This is a genomic window from Sphingopyxis sp. CR5 (genome assembly GCF_059693785.1).
The window spans coordinates 53788-75824 of sequence record NZ_JCATIE010000012.1; the positions used below are offsets into that span (position 1 = coordinate 53788).

At 66.5% G+C, this 22037-nt stretch carries 26 protein-coding genes; 12 read left to right on the forward strand and 14 right to left on the reverse strand.

Annotated features, from left to right (window positions below; all coding sequences use genetic code 11):
- Positions 1 to 72 precede the first annotated feature (72 nt).
- From AC58D2_RS17150 to AC58D2_RS17170, 5 genes are all read right to left on the reverse strand, one after another.
- A complete protein-coding gene (locus AC58D2_RS17150) occupies positions 73 to 1941 on the reverse strand; it encodes a PhoX family protein (RefSeq protein WP_497392330.1) in 1869 nt (622 codons plus the stop codon).
- Positions 1942 to 2092: 151 nt separating this feature from the next.
- Entirely contained in the window at positions 2093 to 2506 is a 414-nt protein-coding gene (locus AC58D2_RS17155) for a GNAT family acetyltransferase (protein ID WP_497392331.1), read from the reverse strand.
- Positions 2503 to 3072, reverse strand: a complete 570-nt coding sequence (pth, locus tag AC58D2_RS17160; protein WP_497392332.1) for an aminoacyl-tRNA hydrolase — start codon at positions 3070 to 3072, stop codon at positions 2503 to 2505. Before pth ends, AC58D2_RS17155 begins: the two co-directional genes overlap by 4 nt.
- Positions 3073 to 3140: 68 nt before the next feature.
- On the reverse strand, positions 3141 to 3785 hold the full coding sequence (locus AC58D2_RS17165; protein WP_497392333.1) for a 50S ribosomal protein L25/general stress protein Ctc: 645 nt from the start codon (positions 3783 to 3785) through the stop codon (positions 3141 to 3143).
- Between the two features lie 145 nt (positions 3786 to 3930).
- Positions 3931 to 4743: an SDR family NAD(P)-dependent oxidoreductase gene (locus tag AC58D2_RS17170; RefSeq protein WP_497392334.1), complete on the reverse strand. Its 813-nt coding sequence runs from the start codon at positions 4741 to 4743 to the stop codon at positions 3931 to 3933.
- A gap of 317 nt (positions 4744 to 5060) precedes the next feature.
- On the opposite strand from AC58D2_RS17170, the gene AC58D2_RS17175 reads away from it, so the two are divergent.
- On the forward strand, positions 5061 to 5588 hold the full coding sequence (locus AC58D2_RS17175; protein WP_497392335.1) for a CarD family transcriptional regulator: 528 nt from the start codon (positions 5061 to 5063) through the stop codon (positions 5586 to 5588).
- Between the two features lie 176 nt (positions 5589 to 5764).
- Here the strand turns inward: AC58D2_RS17175 and truA are convergent, their stop codons facing one another.
- On the reverse strand, positions 5765 to 6505 hold the full coding sequence (gene truA / locus AC58D2_RS17180) for a tRNA pseudouridine(38-40) synthase TruA (protein WP_497392336.1): 741 nt from the start codon (positions 6503 to 6505) through the stop codon (positions 5765 to 5767).
- 115 nt (positions 6506 to 6620) lie between these two features.
- Complete coding sequence (fmt, locus tag AC58D2_RS17185; RefSeq protein ID WP_497392337.1) at positions 6621 to 7541, reverse strand: methionyl-tRNA formyltransferase; 921 nt, start codon at positions 7539 to 7541, stop codon at positions 6621 to 6623.
- 240 nt (positions 7542 to 7781) lie between these two features.
- Here fmt and recR point away from each other — a divergent pair, with 240 nt between their 5' ends.
- The gene (recR, locus tag AC58D2_RS17190; RefSeq protein WP_497392338.1) at positions 7782 to 8378 is read left to right on the forward strand and encodes a recombination mediator RecR; all 597 of its coding nucleotides are present in this window, start codon (positions 7782 to 7784) and stop codon (positions 8376 to 8378) included.
- Positions 8379 to 8430: 52 nt separating this feature from the next.
- A complete protein-coding gene (gene def / locus AC58D2_RS17195; RefSeq protein ID WP_497392339.1) occupies positions 8431 to 8964 on the forward strand; it encodes a peptide deformylase in 534 nt (177 codons plus the stop codon).
- Between the two features lie 177 nt (positions 8965 to 9141).
- Here def and grpE read toward each other — a convergent pair whose 3' ends face one another.
- On the reverse strand, positions 9142 to 9711 hold the full coding sequence (grpE, locus tag AC58D2_RS17200; RefSeq protein ID WP_497392340.1) for a nucleotide exchange factor GrpE: 570 nt from the start codon (positions 9709 to 9711) through the stop codon (positions 9142 to 9144).
- Positions 9712 to 9716: 5 nt separating this feature from the next.
- Entirely contained in the window at positions 9717 to 10760 is a 1044-nt protein-coding gene (gene hrcA / locus AC58D2_RS17205) for a heat-inducible transcriptional repressor HrcA (RefSeq protein WP_497392341.1), read from the reverse strand.
- 170 nt (positions 10761 to 10930) lie between these two features.
- On the opposite strand from hrcA, the gene AC58D2_RS17210 reads away from it, so the two are divergent.
- From AC58D2_RS17210 to AC58D2_RS17235, 6 genes are all read left to right on the forward strand, one after another.
- Positions 10931 to 11731 (forward strand): dienelactone hydrolase family protein, encoded by an 801-nt coding sequence (locus AC58D2_RS17210; RefSeq protein ID WP_497392342.1) that lies wholly within the window; start codon positions 10931 to 10933, stop codon positions 11729 to 11731.
- Positions 11732 to 11778: 47 nt separating this feature from the next.
- Complete coding sequence (gene rph, locus AC58D2_RS17215) at positions 11779 to 12495, forward strand: ribonuclease PH (RefSeq protein ID WP_497392343.1); 717 nt, start codon at positions 11779 to 11781, stop codon at positions 12493 to 12495.
- 1 nt (position 12496) lies between these two features.
- Complete coding sequence (rdgB, locus tag AC58D2_RS17220) at positions 12497 to 13120, forward strand: RdgB/HAM1 family non-canonical purine NTP pyrophosphatase (RefSeq protein ID WP_497392344.1); 624 nt, start codon at positions 12497 to 12499, stop codon at positions 13118 to 13120.
- A gap of 22 nt (positions 13121 to 13142) precedes the next feature.
- The gene (locus tag AC58D2_RS17225) at positions 13143 to 13592 is read left to right on the forward strand and encodes a hypothetical protein (RefSeq protein WP_497392345.1); all 450 of its coding nucleotides are present in this window, start codon (positions 13143 to 13145) and stop codon (positions 13590 to 13592) included.
- A gap of 51 nt (positions 13593 to 13643) precedes the next feature.
- Positions 13644 to 14789 carry a radical SAM family heme chaperone HemW gene (gene hemW, locus AC58D2_RS17230; RefSeq protein WP_497392346.1) on the forward strand — a complete coding sequence of 382 codons (1146 nt, stop codon included), beginning with the start codon at positions 13644 to 13646 and terminating at the stop codon, positions 14787 to 14789.
- A 108-nt stretch (positions 14790 to 14897) separates the two neighbouring features.
- Positions 14898 to 15797, forward strand: coding sequence for a tyrosine-type recombinase/integrase (locus tag AC58D2_RS17235; protein WP_497392347.1), 900 nt, complete (start codon positions 14898 to 14900; stop codon positions 15795 to 15797).
- A gap of 1 nt (position 15798) precedes the next feature.
- Here the strand turns inward: AC58D2_RS17235 and AC58D2_RS17240 are convergent, their stop codons facing one another.
- The 4 genes from AC58D2_RS17240 to rsmI all read right to left on the reverse strand — a co-directional run bounded on the left by AC58D2_RS17240 (position 15799) and on the right by rsmI (position 18839).
- Positions 15799 to 16407, reverse strand: coding sequence for a DedA family protein (locus AC58D2_RS17240; protein ID WP_497392348.1), 609 nt, complete (start codon positions 16405 to 16407; stop codon positions 15799 to 15801).
- A 24-nt stretch (positions 16408 to 16431) separates the two neighbouring features.
- Positions 16432 to 17382 (reverse strand): glutathione synthase, encoded by a 951-nt coding sequence (gene gshB, locus AC58D2_RS17245; RefSeq protein ID WP_497392349.1) that lies wholly within the window; start codon positions 17380 to 17382, stop codon positions 16432 to 16434.
- Positions 17383 to 17527: 145 nt separating this feature from the next.
- The gene (locus tag AC58D2_RS17250) at positions 17528 to 17929 is read right to left on the reverse strand and encodes a YraN family protein (protein ID WP_497392350.1); all 402 of its coding nucleotides are present in this window, start codon (positions 17927 to 17929) and stop codon (positions 17528 to 17530) included.
- Positions 17930 to 17978: 49 nt separating this feature from the next.
- A complete protein-coding gene (rsmI, locus tag AC58D2_RS17255) occupies positions 17979 to 18839 on the reverse strand; it encodes a 16S rRNA (cytidine(1402)-2'-O)-methyltransferase (RefSeq protein ID WP_497392351.1) in 861 nt (286 codons plus the stop codon).
- 61 nt (positions 18840 to 18900) lie between these two features.
- On the opposite strand from rsmI, the gene AC58D2_RS17260 reads away from it, so the two are divergent.
- Together AC58D2_RS17260 and infC are read left to right on the forward strand one after the other, a co-directional pair.
- Entirely contained in the window at positions 18901 to 20034 is a 1134-nt protein-coding gene (locus AC58D2_RS17260) for a penicillin-binding protein activator (protein WP_497392381.1), read from the forward strand.
- A 178-nt stretch (positions 20035 to 20212) separates the two neighbouring features.
- A complete protein-coding gene (gene infC, locus AC58D2_RS17265) occupies positions 20213 to 20749 on the forward strand; it encodes a translation initiation factor IF-3 (RefSeq protein WP_497392352.1) in 537 nt (178 codons plus the stop codon).
- 9 nt (positions 20750 to 20758) lie between these two features.
- Here infC and AC58D2_RS17270 read toward each other — a convergent pair whose 3' ends face one another.
- Entirely contained in the window at positions 20759 to 21454 is a 696-nt protein-coding gene (locus tag AC58D2_RS17270; protein WP_497392353.1) for an NRDE family protein, read from the reverse strand.
- Between the two features lie 125 nt (positions 21455 to 21579).
- Here AC58D2_RS17270 and AC58D2_RS17275 point away from each other — a divergent pair, with 125 nt between their 5' ends.
- Positions 21580 to 22026 (forward strand): hypothetical protein, encoded by a 447-nt coding sequence (locus AC58D2_RS17275; RefSeq protein ID WP_497392354.1) that lies wholly within the window; start codon positions 21580 to 21582, stop codon positions 22024 to 22026.
- Positions 22027 to 22037: the final 11 nt, after the last annotated feature.

Here is a 22037-nt window from a genome sequence, read left to right on the forward strand (position 1 = left end):
CCGATCGATCTGGAAAGAGGCCCGCCCCTTAACCGCAGGGGCGGGCCATTTCCAGAAGCGATTGCGGCGCCGCTACTTGCCGACGGGCGCGCTGTCGCCGCGCTGGATCACGACGGTCGACGACCGCGGCTGTTCGCCGTCGATCGGCCAGTTGCCCGTCGGATGCTGAATATTGACGAAGAAGGTCGTCAGATCGGGCGTATAGGCGATGCCGGTGATTTCGCAGCCCGTGGGCCCGACGAGGAAGCGCTTCGATTCCTTGGTCGCCTGGTCGATGTAGAACATCGCGTTGTGGCCGAAGACATCCTCGATCGTCGTTCCGGGGATGCCCGAATTGCCCGGAATGCTGTGATCGGTCTGCACCCACAGGCGCCCTTGCGGGTCGATGCGGATGCCGTCGGGGCTCGAAAACGTGTCGCCGTCGATGTCGCCGACCAGATTGCTGCCGCCGTTCGCCAGCGACGGGTCGCCCGCGAGGAGGAAGATTTCCCAGCTGAACCCCGTCGCCAGCGGATCATTGCCCTGTTCGCTGAACTTGATGATATGGCCGTGCAGGTTGGTGACGCGGGGGTTGGCGGCGTCGGTTACCTGACGGCGGCTGTTGTTGGTCAGCGTGACGAAAACGGCGCTGTTGTCGGGGGCGACCGTGATCCATTCGGGGCGGTCCATCACGGTGCCGCCGGCGACGCGCGCCGCCGACTGGCATTTGATGAGCACGTCGGCCTGGTTGTTGAAGTCGACCGTGGTCGGCGCGGGCGGCGTCGTGCTCTGGCTGACATTGCCGGGATCCTGTGCGCCCGCGGTCAGGCCATTCTGCCCAACGGTCAGTTCGCGCCACTCGCCCGACCCGTCGGCGTTGAACCGCGCGACATAGAGCGTGCCATAGTCGAGCAGGTCGGTGTTCGCCGCGCGATTGTCCGGGTTGAATGCCCGGTCGCACACGAATTTATAGATGCACCCCGGGGTCGAATCGTCGCCCATATAAAAGGCGACGCGATTGTCGCCATTGGCCATGAAGCTGACATTTTCGTGGCTGAAGCGGCCCATCGCGGTGCGTTTTGTCGGGGTCGCCAGTTCGCGGAACGGGTCGATTTCGACCACCCAGCCATAATTATGTTCGGGCTGGGTCGGGTCGAGATAATTGTCGGTCGTTTCCTCGCAGGTGAGATAGGTATTCCAGGGCGTCCTGCCGCTCGAACAATTGTTGAGCATCCCCTTGATAGACCCCGACAATATCCCGGCGGCGGGTCCGCCCGCGCGATAGGTGTCGTTGCCGGTGTAACGCCGGTTGTAGGTCGACCCGTCCTTGACCGACCAGGTGCCGTCGCCGCCCTTTGCGACTTCGATGACGCCGATGCCGACGGCGGACAAGGCGATCGCCTTTTGGTCGGCCGACGCGGTGGCGGGGTCGTAGCTGTCCGCCATCAGGATGTTGAAGTCGGGATATTCGAAGTTCATCGCGATCAGGCCGCCGCTGTTCGGATCGACGCCCGCCAGCTCGAAATATTCCATGCCGTCGTGATTGCCGCCGGCCCATTTTTCGGCATCGGCGGGGGTCGGATAGCTGCCTGAATAGGGGGCGCCCGATTCGACAGAATCGCCGGCTTTCAACAGAACCGCGACCGAATAGCCTTCGGGCACCGTCACGGTGTCGTCCTCGTTCGCCGCGACGGGATCGAACGTGACCTCGTAGCTGACCGGGGTGGGCGTCGGTGTTGGCGTCGGAGTCGGAGTCGGGGTCGGGGCGGGGGTCGAATCCTCGTCGTCGTCGCAGCCGGCCAGGGCCACCGCGGGGATCACCGAGAGACCGAGCAGCCCCTTGCGCAGAATTGAACGGCGCGACGGATTTTGCGCGACGATCGCTTCGAGGCTGTCCGGCCCGTTCAGATCGTCGGTTTCGCGTCGATAAGGCGCGCGCGCCTCGTCGGTCAGATATGACATGCAGTACCCCTTTTCGCTGTGGCGACGATGCGAGAGGCGGCATGCCTCCGCATTGGCGGGGTGGTGGTCGCAGAGGCGCGTTGCACCCCGGTTGCGATTCCGGGTCAAAACGAAGTTTGCAGATTACGCGTTTGTTACAAGCACTTGCAAGTCACCTGGCGAGCCAGCGGGCAAAGACCTGAACCTTCTGCGGTTCCCACTCCAGATGGCGATACAAGGCCGCGGCGTCATTGCCTTCGCGCACCATCAGTTCGACTTTCGGACAGCCGCAGGCGCGCAGCCAGTCGCATGCGGCGTCGAGCAGGCGGCGCGCGAGGCCGTTGCCGCGGGCGGCGGGCGCGACACCGAGATAGTAAATCCAGCCGCGATGGCCGTCGAAGCCCGCCATGACGGTCCCGGCGATGTCGGCGCCTTGCCCGGCGACGAGCACGGTCGCGGCCGCATGGCCGAGCGCGCGGTCGAAATCGGCCTGTGGGTCGTTCCAGGGACGGGTGAGGTCACAGCTTTGCCACAGGGCGATCACCGCGTCGGCATCGGCCGCGTCGGCCGGCCGGATCGCGGTCACGGTTGCAGCCGCAGCGCAAGGTCGCTCTGAAAGCGGGCCTCGTCGCCATCCGCGAGCCAGGGCGCCTCGGCCGCGATCGCGCCGAGCAGGTCGGTCAGCGGCTCGATCTCGCTCTTTGCATAATTGCCGAGAACATAGCCGGTGACCCGTGCCTTGTGCCCCGGATGGCCGATGCCGATCCGCACCCGGCGAAAATCGTCGCCGATATGGCTGATCATGCTGCGGATGCCGTTATGCCCCGCCGCGCCGCCGCCCTGCTTCACCTTCACCTTCATCGGCGCGAGGTCGAGTTCGTCGTAGAAGACGGTGACGTCCCGCGGCGTCAATTTGTAGAAATCGAGTGCGGCCCGCACGCTGCGGCCGCTTTCGTTCATGAAGGTGGCGGGTTTGAGCAGCAGTACGCGCTCGCGGCCGATGCGGCCATCCTGAAGCCAGCCCTGAAATTTCTTCGCGGGCGGCGAAAATCCGTGCATGTCGGCGATGACGTCGACGGCCATGAAGCCGACATTGTGGCGGTGCATCGCATATTGGGGCCCGGGATTTCCGAGGCCGACCCAGAGTTGCATGGTCTTGCCTTTCCCGGGGTCTGGAAAAACCCCCTCCCCGAGCCGGAGAGGGGGCTGATCCTGTGGAATCAGGCTTCTTCGCCGCCTTCGGCAGCGTCTTCGCCTTCGCCCTCATCCTTGGTCGTATCGCCTTCGCTCGACTTCATTGCCGAGGGCGCCACGATCGTCGCGATGGTGAAGTCGCGGTCGGTGATCGCGCTCTCGCTGCCGGTGGGCAGCGTCACGTTGCTGATGTGGATCGAATCGCCGACGTCGTAGCCGGTCACGTCGATCTCGATGCCGTCGGGGATCTTGTCCGCGTCGCACACGAGTTCCAGCTCGTGGCGGACGATGTTCAGCACGCCGCCGCGCTTCAGGCCCGGCGACTTCTCTTCGTTCTGGAAGCTGACGGGCACCGACACATGGACCTTGGCGTCCTTTGCGATGCGCAGGAAGTCGGCATGGATCGGGCGATCCTTGACCGGGTGGAAAGCGACGTCCTTGGGCAGGGTCCGGATGGCCTTGCCGTCGACTTCGATCATCACGACCGAGTTCATGAAGTGACCCGTCATCAGCTGCTTGATCAGCAGCTTTTCCTCGACGTGGATCATCAGGGGGTCTTCCTTGCCGCCATAGACGACGGCGGGGACGCGGCCGTTGCGACGCAGGTCACGCGAGGCTCCCTTGCCTCCGCGTTCGCGCGTCTCGGCCGTCAGCGTCAGCTGATCGCTCATATCATTTCTCCGAGAAACAGTTCAACAAACCCGCCACGCCTCCAGGGATGACCATGACGGAAGCGCGGGCGCATAGCCGGGTAAGCGCGGGAATGCAAGCGGGGTCGGCGCCGCCCGGCCGGGGGGCAGGGCGATTTGCCGCGGCTTACCGGCTCGCCCCCATCTGCCGGGCATAGCCGGCCTGGACCATCTTGCTCATCCGCTCGAACAGCGCGTCGGGGTCGCCGCGGCGCAGCGCCGGGATTTCGGCTTCGGCGCCGTCGGCCACGACGATTTCGCGCTTGCCGCTTTCGACCGCGTCCAGGATCCGCGCCGCCGCGTCGTCGGGCGAGAGGCCGTTGTCGATCGCCGCGTCGCTCGCGCCGCGAATGCTGCCGTCGGCGTTGAGCGCATTGCGGCTGACATTGGTGCGGACCGATCCGGGCGCGACGACGAGCACCTTGAGGCCGAGATGCTCGTTTTCGGCGCGCACCGCGTCGTGATAGCCGATCAGCCCGTGCTTCGCCGCCGAATAGGCGCTGCGGAGCGGGACGCCCGCGATCCCGGCGACGCTCGAAATCGCGACGATCTGGCCGCCGCCGGCCTCGACCATGCGCGGCAACAGCTGCTGCGTCAGCGCGATCGGCGCGAGGAGGTCGACGTCGACGATCTTCTGGTAGACCGAAAAGTCGGTCTCGATCGCCAGGCTGCGCTGCGAAATGCCCGCATTGTTGACGAGGCCGTCGATCCGTCCGCACCAGTCCCAGGCTTCGCGCGCCATGCGGGGCAGGGCATCATAGTCGGTCGCCTCGAAGGGAAGGACCATCGTCCCGGCGCCGCATTCGCGCGCCACCTCCTCGAGCGCGGCGACGTTGCGGCCGGAGAGGATCAGCCGGGCCCCGCGTGCCGAAAGCCCGCGCGCCAGGGCCGCGCCTATCCCAGACGACGCGCCCGTTACCCACCAGATTTGATCCTGCATATCGGCATCCTTATATGTGTTTCGGTTGCAAGGTGAAACGCGCATCGGGTGCCGTCAAGTCGCCGATCCCGCGGGATTCCGTGTGGGGGTGGCAATTTTGTTGCGACTCTGTTATAATTCGTAACAACACGTCGACAATCTACCCCTTCCCGCCGCCGGGCTGGGGCGCATTCGGCGTTTCCGATGGAGCCATATCCCTTGTCACTCTAGACTGGCGAGCGCCGCCCGAACTGCTTCGATCCCCCTCCTGCCGAGGGCTGGATGCACCGGTGTTGACGCGCTTTCCCGTCCCGGCAAGGCCAAAGAAAGGAAGCTGCATGTCCGCAAATACGCTCGTCTTTGAAGTCGGGGATTACGTCGTTTATCCGAAGCATGGCGTGGGGCGCGTCATCGAGCTGCAAAAGTCCGAAATCGCGGGCATGCAGCTGGAACTGTACGTCCTCCGCTTCGAAAAGGAAAAAATGACCCTTCGCGTCCCGACGAACAAGGCCGAGGGCGTGGGGATGCGCAAGCTGTCGTCGGACAAGACGCTGAAGGAAGCGCTGCAGGTGCTGACGACCAAGCCGAAGGTGAAGCGCACCATGTGGTCGCGCCGCGCCCAGGAATATGAAGCGAAGATCAACTCGGGCGACCTGGTGTCGATCGCCGAGGTGACGCGCGACCTGTTCCGCGCCGACGACCAGCCCGAGCAGAGCTATTCGGAGCGCCAGATTTTCGAAGCCGCGTCGAGCCGCCTCGCGCGCGAGCTGGCCGCGATGGAAGAAAGCGACGAAAAGACCGCGCAGGCGAAGATCCTCGATATCCTGAACGAGCATGCGCCGAAATATTACACCGAGAAGGCGTAAGCGCCGAGCCCGGTGAAGCATGAAAGGGCGGTCCTGCGGGGCCGCCCTTTTTCGTTCCAGCCCTGTCATCGTCATGCCGGACCCTTCGACAAGCTCTGGACAGGCTTGATCCGGCATCCCTTTCGGCGGTGGTGTCCTGGACCGCCGATCAGGTCCGGGGTGACGACCGATTTCCATCAGGGGTATCTGGCTTCGACGAAATAGAGCCCGTCGGGCGGCGCGTTGAGGCCGAGGGCATCGCGATCGGCGGCGTCGAGCGCCGCCTTCAGGTCGCGCGCCGACCATTTGCCCTGGCCGACGAGGACAAGGCAGCCGACCATCGAGCGCACCTGGTGGTGCAGGAAGCTGCGCGCGGCGGCTTCGATGATGATCTCGTCCCCGTGGCGGCTGGCGGTCAGCCGGTCGAGCGTCTTCACGGGGCTTTCGGACTGGCAATGGGCCGAGCGGAAGGTCGTGAAATCGTGCCGCCCGACAAGCGCCTGCGCCGCGCCGTGCATCGCCTCTGCATCGAGCGGCTTCGCAACCTGCCACGACAGTCCCTTGTCCCACGTCAGCGGGGCGCGCCGGTTGACGATGCGATATTCATAAGCGCGGCCGATGCACGAAAAACGCGCGTGCCAGTCGTCGGCGACGGCTTCGCAAGCGAGGATGGCCACCGGCGCCGGGCGAAGCTGGGCGTTGAGCGCCTCCATCAGGCGAAAGGCGGTAAGCGGTTTGTCGATGTCGACATGCGCCCGCATCGCGATCGCATGGACGCCTGCGTCGGTCCGCCCGGCGCCATGAACGACCGCCTCTTCGCCGGTGATCCGCGCGGCGGCGTCCTCGATCGCCTGCTGGACGCTCGGCCCGTGCTTCTGGCGTTGCCAGCCCATGAAGGGGCGGCCGTCATATTCGATGGTGAGCGCGAAGCGGGTCATGGGCGCTTCCATTGCCCATTTTCGTCACCCCGGACTTGATCCGGGGTCCAATCACACGACGGTGGGAGAATGGACCCCGGATCAAGTCCGGGGTGACGAGGTGAGGGGGGCCTGGTCATGCGAGCCGCACACCCTTCGCGATCGGCCGCCCGCGCAGCAGGTCCGCTGCGTCCATCGCCGGCTTGCCCGCGCGCTGGACGCGCGTCGCGCGGATCGCGCCGGGGTTGCAGGCGATGGTGAGCGCGTCGTCGAGCGTAACGCCGGGAGCGGCGCCCGCGACGGTGTCGGCCGGGTGGACGACCTGGGCGGCAAGCAGCTTGAACCGCTCGCCCTCAAGTTCGAAAAAAGCCCCCGGGGCCGGGTCGAAGGCGCGGATCTGGCGCTCGACCTGCACCGCGCTGACCAGGAAATCGAGCCGCGCCTCGCTCTTGTCGATCTTTGCGGCATAGGTGACGCCGTCGCCCGGCTGCACCTCCGGTGGAAAGGCGGACAGATCGGCGAGGACGCGGACCATCAATTCGGCGCCAAGCGCGGCGAGCTCGTCGGTCAGCGCGCCCGCGCTCTTGCCGTCCGTCGGCGTGCGTCCGATCAGCCGCATGCCGCCGGTGTCGAGGCCGGCGTCCATCTGCATGATCGTCACCCCGGTCTCGGCATCGCCGGCGAGGATCGCGCGCTGCACCGGCGCCGCACCGCGCCAGCGCGGCAGGATCGACCCATGGACGTTGAGGCAGCCGGCGCGCGGCGCGTCGAGCACCGCTTGCGGCAGGATCAGGCCATAGGCGGCGACCACGGCGACATCGAGGCCGAGCGCGGCGAATTCGGCCTGCGCGTCGGGGTTTTTCAGGCTACCCGGCGTGCGGACGGGCAGCCCATGCGCCTCGGCCCAAAGGTGAACCGCGCTCTTTTGCAGCTTCTTCCCGCGCTGAGCGGGGCGCGGCGGTTGGGTATAGACGGCCGCGATCTCGTGCCCCGCGGCGTGCAGCGCGGCGAGCGTCGGTACCGCAAAGGGCGGGGTTCCCATGAAGGCGATGCGCATGGCTGCGCGCTTTGGCGGAGCGGCGCGTGCGGTGCAAGCCCCCTCTCCCGTTGGGAGAGGGTTGCAAAGCCTTGCGAACTTGTTCGCTAGGCGACGCTGGGTGAGGGGATGTGTGCCATCGAGAGGGCGCAGCCCCTCACCCAGCTCCAGCTAGGCAGCAAGCTGCCAAGCTTGCACATCCCTCTCCCAAGGGGAGAGGGAGATATTGCGCCTGCCCCCGCGCCCCACTACCACCTTTGCATGGCGTCCACCGAAATCGAAGCCCTCGTCCAGCAACTCGCCCGCCTGCCGGGGCTTGGCCCGCGGTCGGCGCGGCGCGCGGTGCTGCATCTGATGAAGAAGCGCGAGAGTGCCTTCGCGCCGTTGCTCGCGGCGCTGCAGACGGTATCCGAACGGCTGGTGACGTGCGGCATTTGCGGCAATGTCGACACGCAGGACCCGTGCGCGATCTGCGCCGACCCGCGCCGCGACGGCCGCAGCCTGTGCGTCGTCGAGGAGGTGTCGGATCTGTGGGCGCTCGACAAGTCGCGGCTGTTCCCCGGCAAATATCATGTGCTCGGCGGGCGGCTGTCGGCGCTGGAAGGGGTGCGGCCGCAGGACCTGAGCATCGACGCGCTGGTCGCGCGCGTCGCGGCGGGCGGGATCGACGAGGTGGTGCTCGCGATGAACGCGACGCTGGAGGGGCAGACGACGGCGCATTATCTCGCCGAGCGGCTTGAGGGCTACCCGGTGCGGTTGACCCAGCTGGCGCATGGTTTGCCGGTTGGGGGCGAACTCGATTATCTGGACGAAGGGACGCTGGCGCAGGCGCTGCGCGCGAGGCGGCCGGTGGGGTGATCCGCATTTACCGATCATTGACCGCCGGACCGCGCATACCTAAATGGCACCCATGGCCCTGCTACCCATCATAGAGACGCCCGATCCGCGGCTGCGCGTCATTTCGAAGCCCGTCGAAACCTTCGATGCTGAGCTGAAACAGCTCGTCGCCGACATGTTCGAGACGATGTACGACGCGCCCGGAATCGGTCTGGCGGCGATCCAGGTCGGGGTGCCTCAGCGCATCCTGGTGATCGACCTGCAGGAAAACGACCCCGAGGACCCCGAGGGCAAGAAGGTGATCCGCGAGCCGCGGGTGTTCATCAACCCCGTCTTCTCCGACGAGAGCGAGGAGCATAGCGTCTATCAGGAAGGCTGCCTGTCGGTTCCCGAGCAATATGCCGAGGTGACGCGCCCCGCCGAGGTCACGGTCGAGTGGCAGGATGTGGACGGCAAGTCGCACAAGGAACGCATGACCGGGCTGATGGCGACGTGCATCCAGCACGAGCACGACCATCTGGAGGGCATATTGTTCATCGACCATCTGTCGCGGCTGAAGCGCGACATGGTGCTGAAGAAGCTCGCAAAGCTGCGGAAGGCGGCTTGATACCCTCTCCCCTTGTGGGAGAGAGCAGCGAGACTTGCGAACTTGTTCGCTAGTCGTAGCGGGAGAGGGGATCGCCCTTGCGTTGGCGCGCGACCGCCGAACCCCTCACCCAGCTTCGCCTAGGCGGCAGAGCCGCCAAGGCTGCACAACCCTCTCCCACAAGGGGAGAGGGGGTTATCAATCCACCTTCTTGGCGACCCCCACCATCGCGGGGCGCAGCAGGCGGTCCTTCATCATATAGCCCGCCTGCATTTCCTGGACGATCGTACCGGGATCCTTGTCGCTGGGGATTTCGAGCATCGCCTGGTGCTGGTTCGGGTCGAGCGGAAGGCCGACCGCGGCGATGCGGGTGATGCCGTGGCGTTCGAACACGCTCATCAATTCGCGCTCGGTCGCCTCGAGCCCGGTGAGCAGCGGCTTGATCGCCTCGTCGGCGCGCTGGTCCTCGCTCAGCGAGGCAAGCGCGCGGCCCAGATTGTCGGCGACCGACAGGATGTCGCGTGCGAACTTGGTCGCGGCATAGGCATGCGCGTCGGCGATTTCCTTGTCTTTGCGGCGCGTGACATTCTGGGTCTCGGCGCGGGCATAGAGCAGGTCCTGCTGAACCGCGGCGAGCTGTTCGGCGAGCTTGGCCGTTTCATCCTTCGGCGGCGCTTCGGCGGTCGCGGCCTCTCCGCTCGCTTCGGGAGTTTTGGCTTCGGGGGGTGTGCCGTCGTCGACGGGGGTGTCGTTTTCGATGTCAGTCATGGGCCTTATCGTATCAGTCTTGAAAGCGATTGTGCGGTGAAATCCACCATGGGTACGATGCGCGCATAGTTCAAGCGCGTCGGGCCGATCACCCCGACCACGCCGACCACGCGACCGTCGCTGCCATGATAGGGGGCGGCGATAACCGACGAACCCGACAGCGAGAAGAGCTTATTCTCCGACCCGATGAAAATGCGCGTCGCGCTGCCTTCGCGCGCGCTGTCCAGCAGCTGCGCGATATCCTGCTTGGTTTCGAGTTCGTCGAGGAGCAGGCGCACGCGGTCGAGATCGCCGACGGCGTTGTCGTCGAGCAGATTGGCCTGGCCGCGCACGATCAGCACCGGGCGGTCGGCGCCGTCGGTCGACCAGAGCGCGAGCCCGCGCGCCAGCAGGTCCTGCGCGGCGCGGTCGATCGCGATACGCTCGGCCTCTATCTCGCGCCGGATACGCGCCTGCGCTTCGGCGAGGGTCAGGCCGCCGAGCATCGACGAGATATAATTGCCCGCCTCGACCAGCGCCGACGGGGTGAGGCCGGGCGGAATGTCGACGACGCGATTTTCGACCGCGCCGTCGCCGGCGACGAGCACGACGAGCGCCTGGGCATCGGACATGGGCACGAAAGCGAGCTGCTTGAGCACGCGTTCGTGCTTCGGCACGAGGACGAGCCCGGCGCAGGCCGACAGGCCCGAGAGCGCGGAGGTCGCCTGCGCCAGCGCGCTTTCGATCGGTCCACCGTCGGCAAGGCTCGCCTCGATCTGCGCTCGGTCCTCGGCGCTCGGTTCGGCGACCTGCATCATGCCGTCGACGAACAGGCGCAGCCCCTGTTCGGTTGGCAGTCGACCGGCGCTGGTATGCGGGCTGGCGAGCAGGCCCAGTTCCTCCAGATCCTGCATCACGTTGCGGATCGACGCGGGCGACAGGTTGAGGGCAGCGAGCTTGGAAAGGGTACGCGACCCGACCGGCTGCCCGGTTTCCAGATAGGCGTCGACGACAAGCCGGAACACGTCGCGTGCGCGCGTCGTCAATTCGGTGATCGGCGGGGTCGTCATGGCATGGATTTAGGGATGCGAAGGGGCGGGGGCAAGCATCGCCTCTGCCCCCATATCCAACCTTCGTCATTCCCGCGAAAGCGGGACCGTGGCGAACATCTTGCGGGAAGGACGAAAAGAAGTGCAAATCGTCACCCATCTGCCTAGCCTTCCCGCCAGGGGAGGACGGCATGACCACAGATTTACTCGATCGCGACGATCCGCTGGAGGATTTCGAACACCGCGATATCGCGCTGCTCGGCCGCAAGCACTGCGTTTACACGATGGGCCGCGGCCCGGCGGTGATCGTGATGACCGAAATGCCGGGGATCAGCCCGCACGTCGCGCGCTTCGCCCGCTGGGTCCGCGATGCCGGTTTCACCGTCTATATGCCGCATATCTTTGGCAAGGATGGGGCGGTGCCGCGAATGCCCGGCGCATTCTTCACAATGATCGGCGGTTGCATCAGCCGGCAGTTTCGCGCCTTCCAGGCGAATGAAAGCTCGCCCGCGACGCAGTGGCTCCGCGCCCTCGCGGCCGAGGCGCATCGCGAATGCGGCGGCAAGGGCGTCGGGGCGATCGGCATGTGCTTCACCGGCAATTTCGCGCTGTCGATGATGCTCGAACCCGCGGTGCTCGCGCCGGTGCTCTCGCAGCCGTCGCTGCCGCTGAACGACCCCGCCGGCCTGCACATCGCCCCCGACGAGCTGGCGGCGGTGAAGGCGCGGATGGAGGCCGAGGACCTGACCGTGCTCGCCTATCGCTTCGAGGGCGATAAATTCTGCAAGGCGGCGCGCTTTGCCGCCTATGAGGCCGCGCTCGGCGATCGGTTCGTCGGCCGTGTCCTGCCCGACAGCGCGGCGAACCCCGACAGCCCGATGAAGAACCCGCACAGCGTCGTGACGCTCCACCTGATCGACGAGGCCGGACAGCCGACGGTCGCGGCGCGGGACGAAATCCTCGATTTCTTCAAGATGCGGTTGAGCGATTGACGGCGCGCGCCTAAGAGCCGCGGCACTCTTCAATCGAAAGGATCATCATGCGACCCTCCGGCCGCGCGCCCGACCAGATGCGCCCCATCGCCATCGAAACCGCCTTCACCATGCACGCCGAAGGCAGCGTGCTCGTGAGTTTCGGCAACACCAAGGTGCTGGTCACCGCCAGCGTCGAGGAAAAGGTGCCGCCCTTCCTGCGCGGCAAGGGGCAGGGGTGGGTGACCGCCGAATATGGCATGCTGCCCCGCGCGACGCACACGCGCGGCAGCCGCGAGGCGGCGCGCGGCAAGCAGTCGGGGCGCACGCAGGAAATCCAGCGGCTGATCGGACGCAGCTTGCGTGCCGTCGTCGACATGGAAAAGCTGGGCGAGCGGCAGATCCTGGTCGACTGCGACGTGATCCAGGCCGACGGGGGCACGCGCACCGCCTCGATTTCGGGCGCGTGGGTCGCGATGCGCCTCGCGGTCGACAAGCTGCTCGAAGCGAAGGCGATCGCCGAGGACCCGATCGCCGACCAGGTCGCGGCGATTTCGTGCGGCAATTATCAGGGCACCGCGGTGCTCGACCTCGATTACGACGAGGATTCGGTCGCCGAGGCCGACGGCAATTTCGTGCTGACCGGCAAGGGCCAGATCGTCGAGGTGCAGGCGAGCGCCGAGGGCGCGACCTATGACGAGGAAGGCCTGCTGCGCCTGCTCCGCCTCGCGCGCATCGGCTGCGGAGAGATTTTCACGGCGCAGGCGAAGGCGGTGGGGCGCTGAGGTGACCCGCAAACTCACCCCGGGCAAACTCGTTATCGCGAGCCACAATGCGGGCAAGGTGCGCGAGATTCGGGCGTTGCTCTTACCCTATGGAATCGAGCCGGTGTCGGCGGGCGACCTAGGCCTGCCCGAGCCCGAGGAGACGGGCACGACGTTTCGCGACAATGCGCTCCTGAAGGCGCATGCGAGTGCCAGCGCGGCGGGTTTGCCCGCGCTTGCCGACGACAGCGGGCTCGAGGTCGCGGCGCTCGGCGGGCGGCCGGGCGTCTATACCGCCGACTGGGCCGAGCGGCAGTGGTTCGAGGGCGAAAAGGGGCGCGACTGGTATATGGCAATGGGCAAGGTCGAGGGGCTGCTTGCCGAGCAGGGGCCGGACATCGACCGCAGCGCCGCCTTCGTCTGCACCCTCGCGCTCGCGTGGCCCGACGGCCATGCCGAGGTTTTCGAGGGACGCGCCGAGGGGAGCCTGACCTGGCCGCCGCGCGGCACATTGGGCTTTGGTTACGATCCCGTTTTCGTGCCCGCGGGCAGGACGCAGACTTTCGCCGAGATCGACCCGGCCGAAAAGCATGCGATCAGCCACCGCGCCGATGCCTTCGCGAAGCTGGTGGCGGGGGTGTTTTGATCACAATGAGCGGGAGTGTTCGATGCGACTGTTGATCTTGATCGGCGGCTTGTTGCTGTCATCCTGCACGAATTTGTCATCGCAGGAAGAGGAACTGATGAACGCGATCGAGCGCGCCGTCATACTTTCGCCCCCGATGAAGTCGCTTGATGCCTATGGGCGCTATTATCGTTATGCTGAGCCGGGAAACATAGCGGCGGTATATCTGATTCCAGCCCCGTCGAGCGAGCCTGAAGGCTGTTCGGTGATGACCGAAAACGATATGCGCGACTGCACGGCGGAGGAGGTGGACGAACTTCGCCAACGTGCTGCCACCAAAGTCCCCCGCGAACTGCCGGCCGGTGCGCGGCGCTGGGTCGATAAGGCGACCGAGATTCCAGAGATTAACGATGGCGGCTGTCAGCAGGTCAATATTCTTTACGATGTTGCGACACGGCGGTTCTTGCGACTGGAATGCAATGGGGAGGCGTGATGTCCCCTTGCCGTGGAAGACATGGCGCGAAAAATCCCTATATGCCCGCGCATGACCGAACCGCTCGCCCTCTATGTCCATTGGCCGTTCTGCGTATCGAAATGTCCCTATTGCGACTTCAACAGCCATGTGCGCGAGAGCGTTGATCAGGCGGTCTGGCGCGATGCGCTGCTGGCCGATCTGCGGCACGAGGCGGCGCTGTTGTCGGGACGCCGAGTGTCGTCGATCTTCTTTGGCGGGGGCACGCCGAGCCTGATGCCGCCGGCGACGGTGGCGGCGGTGATTGCCGAGGCCGACGCGCTGTGGGGGCTCGCCGACGACTGCGAAATCACGCTCGAGGCGAACCCCAATTCGGTCGAGGTCGCCAATTTTGCGGCGCTCGCCTCGGCGGGGGTCAACCGCGTGTCGATCGGCGTTCAGAGCTTCGATGCCGAGGTACTCGGCTTTCTGGGCCGTGCGCATAGCGGCGACGAGGCGCGGCGGGCGATCGCGGCGGCGCAGGCGCATTTCGCGCGCGTCAGCTTCGATCTGATCTATGCGCGGCCGGGGCAGTCGGTGGGCGCGTGGGAAACCGAACTGGGCGACGCGCTGGCGTTCGGCACCGGCCATCTGTCGCTTTACCAGTTGACGATCGAGCCGGGGACGCGCTTTGCCACGCTCGCGGCGAAGGGCGCGCTGGCCATTCCCGATGGCGATGCCGCCGCCGACCTGTTCGATGCGACGCAGGCGTCGACGCGCGCCGCGGGCCTGCCCCGCTACGAGGTGTCGAACCATGCCCGGCCGGGCGAGGAGAGCCGGCACAACCTGACCTATTGGCGCTATGGCGACTATGCGGGGATCGGCCCCGGCGCGCACGGGCGGCGGCTGGCCCAAGCGACCGAGCGGCACAAGAAGCCCGAAAATTTCCTCTCCGCGGTGACGCGCAACGGGCAAGGGCTGAAGGTCGAGGCCGACCTGCCGCCGCAGGAGCTTGCGACCGAAGCCATGCTGATGGGGCTGCGGCTGACCGAGGGCGTCGACCTGGCGCGCGTCGAGGCGCGGAGCGGATTGGCGCGCGAGAGCTTCGTCGATGGCGGGGCGGTGGCGCGGCTGGCGACGCAGGGGCTGATGGTGCAGGAGGGCGACCGGCTGACGGTGACCGACGCGGGGATATTGCTGCTCGACTCGATCCTTTCGGAGGTGGTGCGGACAAGCTAAGCTGTCCCCGCTCCGTTCGGGCTGAGCTTGTCGAAGTCCTGTCCTTTCTTGGCGCCCGGAGATTGGAAGAACGGCCCTTCGACAAGCTCAGGGCGAACGGATTTGGAATTGGCAGAAGCGAACGACATCATCCGCGAGTGGGACGCGCATCTGGCGAACGAAAAGCGCCGGTCGGAGCATACGCGCCGCGCCTATGTCGCGACCTCGGCGCGGTTCTGCGCCTTTCTGGCGCCTTATCGCGGCAGAGTCGTCGATGTTTCGATGCTGAAAGCACTGACGCCGAACGATTTGCGAGCCTATCTGTCCGAGCGGCGCGGCGAGGGGCTGGGCAATGCGTCGGCGGCGCGCGAATTGTCGGCGCTGCGCAGCTTCCTGCGCTTCGTCGGCGGGTCGAACGCCGCCGTGCCGCAAATGCGCGGGCCGCGCGTCAAAAAGGGGCTGCCACGCCCCGTCGCTCCGCGCGAGGCGATGCAACTCGCGCAGGATGTGGAGGACAATGCGCGCGAGGGCTGGGTCGGCGCGCGCGACTTCGCGCTGCTGCTGTTGCTGTATGGCGCAGGGCTGCGCATCGGCGAGGCGCTGTCGCTGACCGGCGCGGTGCTGCCGCTCGGCGAGACGCTGCGCGTCACCGGCAAGCGCGCCAAGACGCGGGTCGTGCCGATCCTGCCCGCGGTCGCGGCGGCGGTGTCGCGCTATGCCGCGGCGTGTCCCTGGCCGATTGCAAAGGACGCGCCGCTGTTCCTCGGAGCGCGTGGCGGGCCTTTGCAACCCGGGGTGGTGCGCGCGAACGTACGGTCGGCACGCCGCGCGCTGGGCCTGCCCGAACGCACGACGCCGCACGCGCTGCGCCACAGCTTTGCGACCCATCTGCTCGCGGGCGGCGCCGACCTCAGGAGCTTGCAGGAACTGCTCGGCCACGCGAGCCTCGCCTCGACGCAGGTCTATACGGCGGTCGATGCCGCGCATCTGCTCGACATCTATCGCAACGCGCACCCGCGCGCCGAATAGGTCAGTCGCGCTGCGACCGCGGCTTCCAGGTGAAGATGCGCCAGAGATAGAGGAGGACGAGCCCCCCGATCGCCGCCACCGCGACAGGGCCTACGAAGGCGTCGAGGTTGGCGAACCGCTTGCCGAACCAGCTTCCCGCGCCCGCCAGCGCCGTGATCCAGATCGTCGATCCGGCCGCGGTCCAGACGAGGAATTTCGCCTGGTTCATATGCACCATGCCGGCGGGAAGCGAGACCATCGTGCGCGCCACGGGCATGAATCGCGCGGCGAAGACGATGCCGGGCCCGAAGCGCAGGAATCCTTCGTGCAGCCGCTCGACCTCGCCCCAGTCGAGGGTCAGCCAGCGGCCGTAGCGATCGATGAAGGGCTTGAGGCGCTTGTAGCCGATCCAGCGGCCGATGCCGTACCAGACCCAGTTGCCGACGGTGGTGCCGGCGACGGCGACGGCGATCAGCGTCCAGAAGTCGAAGCGTCCCTGTGCCGCGGCGATGCCGCCGAGCGCCATGATTACCTCGCTGGGTATCGGCGGGAAGACGTTTTCGAGCGCCATCAGCACGAAGATGCCGAAATAACCCCAGCCCTGGATCAGATCGAGAATGAAGCCGGTCATGGGCAGGCTAACGCGGCACGTGCATCAATCGATCCGGCGCGCGATCGCGTCCCAGATCATTCCTGCGGTGTCGCTGTTGTTGAAACGGTCGATGGCGACGATTCCGGTGGGCGAGGTCACGTTGATCTCGGTCAGCCATTCGCCGCCGATCACGTCGATGCCGACGAAGATCAGGCCGCGCTCCCTGAGCGCCGGGCCGAGCGCGGCGCAGATTTCCTGTTCGCGCGGGCTGAGGCCCGCGGCCTCTGCATAGCCCCCGACCGCAAGGTTCGATCGGAATTCGCCTTCGCCGGGCTTGCGGTTGATCGCACCCGCGACCTCGCCGTCGACGAGGACAATGCGCTTGTCCCCCGCCGACACGCTGGGCAGGAACTGCTGCACCATGAACGGTTCGGGCCAGACCTGGCCGAAGAGTTCGACGAGCGCGCCGAGATTGCTGCCGTCCTCGTCGATCCGGAACACCGCCTTGCCGCCGTTGCCGTGAAGCGGCTTGATGACGACCGCGCCGTGACGCTTGTGGAAATCCTTTACCGCGTCCAGATCGCGCGTCACCATCGTCGGGGGCATGAACTGCGGGAAGTCGAGGACGAAGACCTTTTCGGGCGCGTTGCGGACCGACACCGGATCGTTGACCACCAGCGTTTCGCCCCGAATGCGCTCGAGCAGCCAGGTACCGGTCAGATAGCCGAGGTCGAAGGGCGGATCCTGGCGCATCAGCACGACATCGACGTCGCGGCCGAGATCGAGCGTCACCTCTTCGCCGAAGCGGTAATGATCGCCCGCCTCCCGCTTTACGTCGAGGACCGGATGCGCGCGCGTCGTCAGCCGCCCGGCTTCCCACGTCAGCCCGCGAACGTCGTAGTGAAACAGGCTGTAGCCGCGCTCGATCGCTTTCAGCATCAAGGCGAAGCTGCTGTCGCCCCCGATATTGATCTGGTCCATCGGGTCCATTTGCACGGCGGCGCGCAGGGTCATATTTTCATCCTTTCAAGCCCCTCCCCTTCAGGGGAGGGGTTGGGGTGGGGCTGGCGGTTCAAAGCCCACCCCGCTGCGACTAGCGAACAAGTTCGCAAGTCTCGCTGCCCCTCCCCTGAAGGGGAGGGGCTTGTGTCGTCCAGCCTCACGGCTGCCAGACGTGGACCAGATGGCGTGGCAAGCGGCGCGGCGCAAGGAGCATCACGTCGATACGGACGTCGTCGCGGGGGCCGGCGAAGCGCGCGCGCAGCATTTCGGCGGCCGCGGCGACGCGGCGCAGCCGATAGGGATCGATGGCATGGTCGAGGTCCGCCGCCCGGTCGCGCCACTTCACCTCGACGAAGGCGACCGTGCGCCCGCGCCGCGCGACAATGTCGACCTCGCCCGTGGGCACGCGCAGCCGCTGGCCCAGAATGCGCCAGCCGTGGAGGCGCAGCCACCATGCCGCACGCGCCTCTGCCTTGCGCCCGCGCGCTTCGGCGGCNCGCCCGTGGGCACGCGCAGCCGCTGGCCCAGAATGCGCCAGCCGTGGAGGCGCAGCCACCATGCCGCACGCGCCTCTGCCTTGCGCCCGCGCGCTTCGGCGGCGGCGCGGGTCAAGCCTGCGCCTTCAGCTCGATCGCGCGCGCATAGACCGCATGGCGGTCGCGGCCGAAGCGTTTGGCGATCGCCTTCGCGGCCTTGGCGACGGGCTGATCGGCGAGGGCGTCGCGCAGCGCGGCGTCGACGGTCGCCTCGTCGGCCATTTCGGCCTCATCGTCGGCGGGCGGGGCGACGACGATCACGATTTCCCCTTTCGGCGGGGCGTCGGCATAGCGCACGGCCAGCTCGGCGAGGGGGCCGGCGACGCATTCTTCGTACATTTTCGTGATTTCGCGCGCGACCGCGGCGTCGCGGTTGCCGAGTCCGTCCGCCAGCGCCGCCAGCGCCGCCGCCAGGCGCGGTCCGCTTTCGTAGAAGACGAGCGTCGCGCGCAGCCCCGCGAATTCGGCGATCGTGTCGGCGCGCGCCTTTGCCTTGTTGGGCAGGAAACCCGCGAACAAAAAGCGGTCGCTCGGCAGGCCCGACAGCGTGATCGCGGCGATCGCGGCGCACGGGCCGGGCAGGGTGGTTACGTGCCGCCCCGCCGCGCGCGCATCGCGGACCAGCTTGTATCCCGGGTCCGAAATCAGCGGCGTTCCCGCGTCGGAGACAAGCACGACGACCTCGTCCGCCATGCGGGCAACCAGATCGGCGCGCGCGCGTTCGTCGCTATGGTCGTGATAGGGGGTCTTTTTTATCCGCAAGCCAAGGTGCGACAGCAGCTTCGCGGTGACTCGCGTATCTTCCGCCGCGATCAGGTCGGCGCGCGCGAGCACCGCCGCGGCGCGGGCGCTGATATCGCCAAGGTTGCCGATGGGCGTCGCCACGATATAGAGACCGGGCAAGGGAGAAGTTGAGATGGTCGAATCCGGCATGACGCCGAAAATGGCAGAAACCGCGGCGGAGCGCCAAGAGATTGCGTCGCCCCGGCGCAGGATGCTGCGCGGCATGGCGACGCTCGCGCTTGGCGGGCTGCTCGCGGCATGCCAGGTCGTGCCGAAAACCGCGGGTCCGCCGCCCCCGCCACCGCAGACGGGCGGGGAGACGATCGAGCCCGGCTTGCCCACCGACACCGATCGCCACCGCGTCGCACTGCTGCTCCCCGAAACCGGGACCAATGCGGACGTCGGCACCGCCATCGCCAATGCGACGACGATGGCGCTGCTCGATACCAAGACCGAAAAGCTGCGCATCACCACCTATGATACCGCGCTCGGCGCCGCGGCGGCGGCACGGCAGGCGGTCGCCGACGGGAACAAGCTGATTCTCGGCCCGCTGCTCAGCGAGGATGTCGCCGCGGTCGCGCCGATCGCGCGCGCGGCGAAAGTTCCCGTGCTCAGCTTCTCGAACGACACGGGAGTCGCGGGGAACGGCGTGTTCATCATGGGGTTCGTGCCGGGCCAGTCGGTCGAGCGCGTCGTCGCCTTTGCCCGCAGCAAGGGACAGACGCGTTTCGGGGCGCTGGTGCCCAAGAATGTCTATGGCGACCGCTCGGTTGCCGCTTTCCGCGATGCGGTGAAGCAGGCCGGCGGAACGCTGGTCGCGGTCGAAAGCTATGATCGCAGCGCCACCGCGCTGTCCGGCGCGGCGCGGCGGCTCGCCAACGCGGGCGAGATGGACGCGGTGCTGATCGCCGACGTCGGCGGCAACGCGATCCGCGCGGTGCCGGTGCTGCGCGGAACCGGGGACAAGCAGATCCTGGGCACCGAATTGTGGAACACCGACGCGTCGCTGGGCAGCAACCCGGTCATGCGCGGCGCCTGGTTCGCAAGCGTGTCGGACGGCCTCTATGGCCAGCTCGCGACCAAATATCGCCAACGCTATGGCAAGGCTCCGTACCGGCTGGCGAGCCTGGGATATGATTCGGTCCTGCTGACGGTGCGGATCGCACGCGACTGGAAGCCGGGGACCAATTTTCCCGTGACCCGGCTGCTCGCATCCGACGGGTTCGGCGGGATCGACGGAATCTTTCGCTTCAACAACCGCGGGATCGCGATGCGCGCGCTCGAAGTCAGCGAAGTCGGGGCCGGGGGCTTTCGCGTCGTCGATCCCGCGCCGACCAAATGGTAGCGCGGACGCGCCGGTCTGGCGTGGCATAGCCGCCACAGTCGGACGAAAAGCGTGACCCGATGGGCACGGGCAGCCTTTACGAAGGCGGCGCGTTCACTATATGACCATCAGGCGCATCGACGTGGGATGCCGTGCGCCCATCGTAAACGACACAGGAGATATAGCTATACGCCCGCCCATGACACGCCGCCCGCTGGGATCCATGCCACCCAAGAACGGCCCGCGATACAATGAGTTTATTTCGTCCCCCAAGGTCCGCGTGATCGATGAGGAGGGAGAAAATCTGGGCGTAATGCTGACCGCAGAAGCGATCGAACAGGCGGCCGAAGTCGGCCTCGATCTGGTCGAAGTGTCCCCGAACGCCGATCCGCCGGTCTGCAAGTTCCTCGACGTCGGCAAATATAAATATGAGGCCCAGAAAAAGGCCAACGCCGCGCGCAAGACCCAGAAGACGCAGGAGATCAAAGAGATCAAGATGCGTCCGAACATCGACGACCATGATTTCGACGTGAAGATGAAGAAGGTCTTCGACTTCCTGGAGGAAGGCGACAAGGTCAAGATGACCATGCGTTTCCGCGGCCGCGAGATGAGCCATACCCAGCTCGGCCTCAATGTGCTTCAGCGCGTCGCCGAAATGACCGCCGAAATCGCGAAGGTCGAGGCGCATCCGCGCACCGAGGGTCGCCAGATGCTGATGGTGCTCGCGCCCAAGTAAGGCGTCGTCTCAACCGATCCGAATTTCCAGGGCGGTCGTTCCGGTGGGACGGCCGCCCTTTCCATATCTGTTTTCGGTCAGATGCGCGGTACCGCCCGTGTCGATCGCGATCAGGGTCGAGGCGCGCGTGCCATAGACGTCGCCGTGCAGGAACAGCGCCGGATCGCCGGTCGCGGTCAACGTGTCGAGCAGGCCGGCGGGATCGCTCCCGGCGTCGACCACCGCCGCGAGGGCGGCGCGCAGCCGCTCGGCCCGCGGGCAGGGGCGATCCGCCGGTTCGTTGGCGATCGCGTGGACGCCGGCATCGAGCAAAGCGATCCGTGGGGCCGGGCGGTTCGTCAGCAATCGGGCTTCGCCGTCGGCGGCAAACAGGTTGAACGCATTGAAACGATCGAGGTCGGATTCGGCGGGCGCTGCGAAGCGGCCGCTGCCGCGCAGCAGGTCGGTGACCAGCGCGCCGCGCGATTCCTTTGCGGGGTCGGGCATTGCGCCGCGGACATTGGTGACGACGACGACGCGCCCGCTCGGCGCATGGAGGCCCATCCAGGTGCCGCCCGCCTGAAGGTCGCGGCCCGCGACGATACCGCTACCGTCGTCCCAGGCGGCGAGCGGCGCGCTCGGCCGGTCGTGGAATTCGTCGCGGTTCCCGACGAGGATCAACGGCCAGTCCGGATGAACCCGCCAGGCAAGAGCAACGACGCACATGCGCGCGCTATCGCCGCTCGCGCGCCCGATGCCAAGGGGCGCGTCGCTGTCATGTCGAATTAATACAGTTCCCACCCCGCGGGAATGATGATAGGTTGCCGTCATTCACTGGGGAGGGGTTCGCCATGAATACCATTGTCAAAACGCCCGTACATCTTTGGATCGTAGGGGGAATTTCGCTGCTGTGGAATGCGTTTGGCGCAATCGACTATACGATGACCAACATGAAGAATATGTGGTGGCTCAAGGATTTCGCGCAGCTGACGTCTGAGCAGATCGCCTATTTCGACACATTTCCCGGCTGGGCTACAGCCGCCTGGGCGTTCGGAGTATGGGGCGCCTTCGCCGGGTCGCTGCTCCTTCTGATGCGTAGCCGCCATGCAGTTACGGCTTTCATCGTGTCGCTCGCGGGCCTCGCGGTCAACACCCTCTTTCAATTCGGGTTGTCGCCGGTCAATCCGACGGAATTGTTCGGCCCCGGCCCGATGTGGACGACGCTGGTTATCTGGGTGGTCGCGATCGCGCTGCTCTACTATGCCCGGCGGCAGGCAGCGGCGGGCGTGCTGCGCTGAGGCACGTCGAG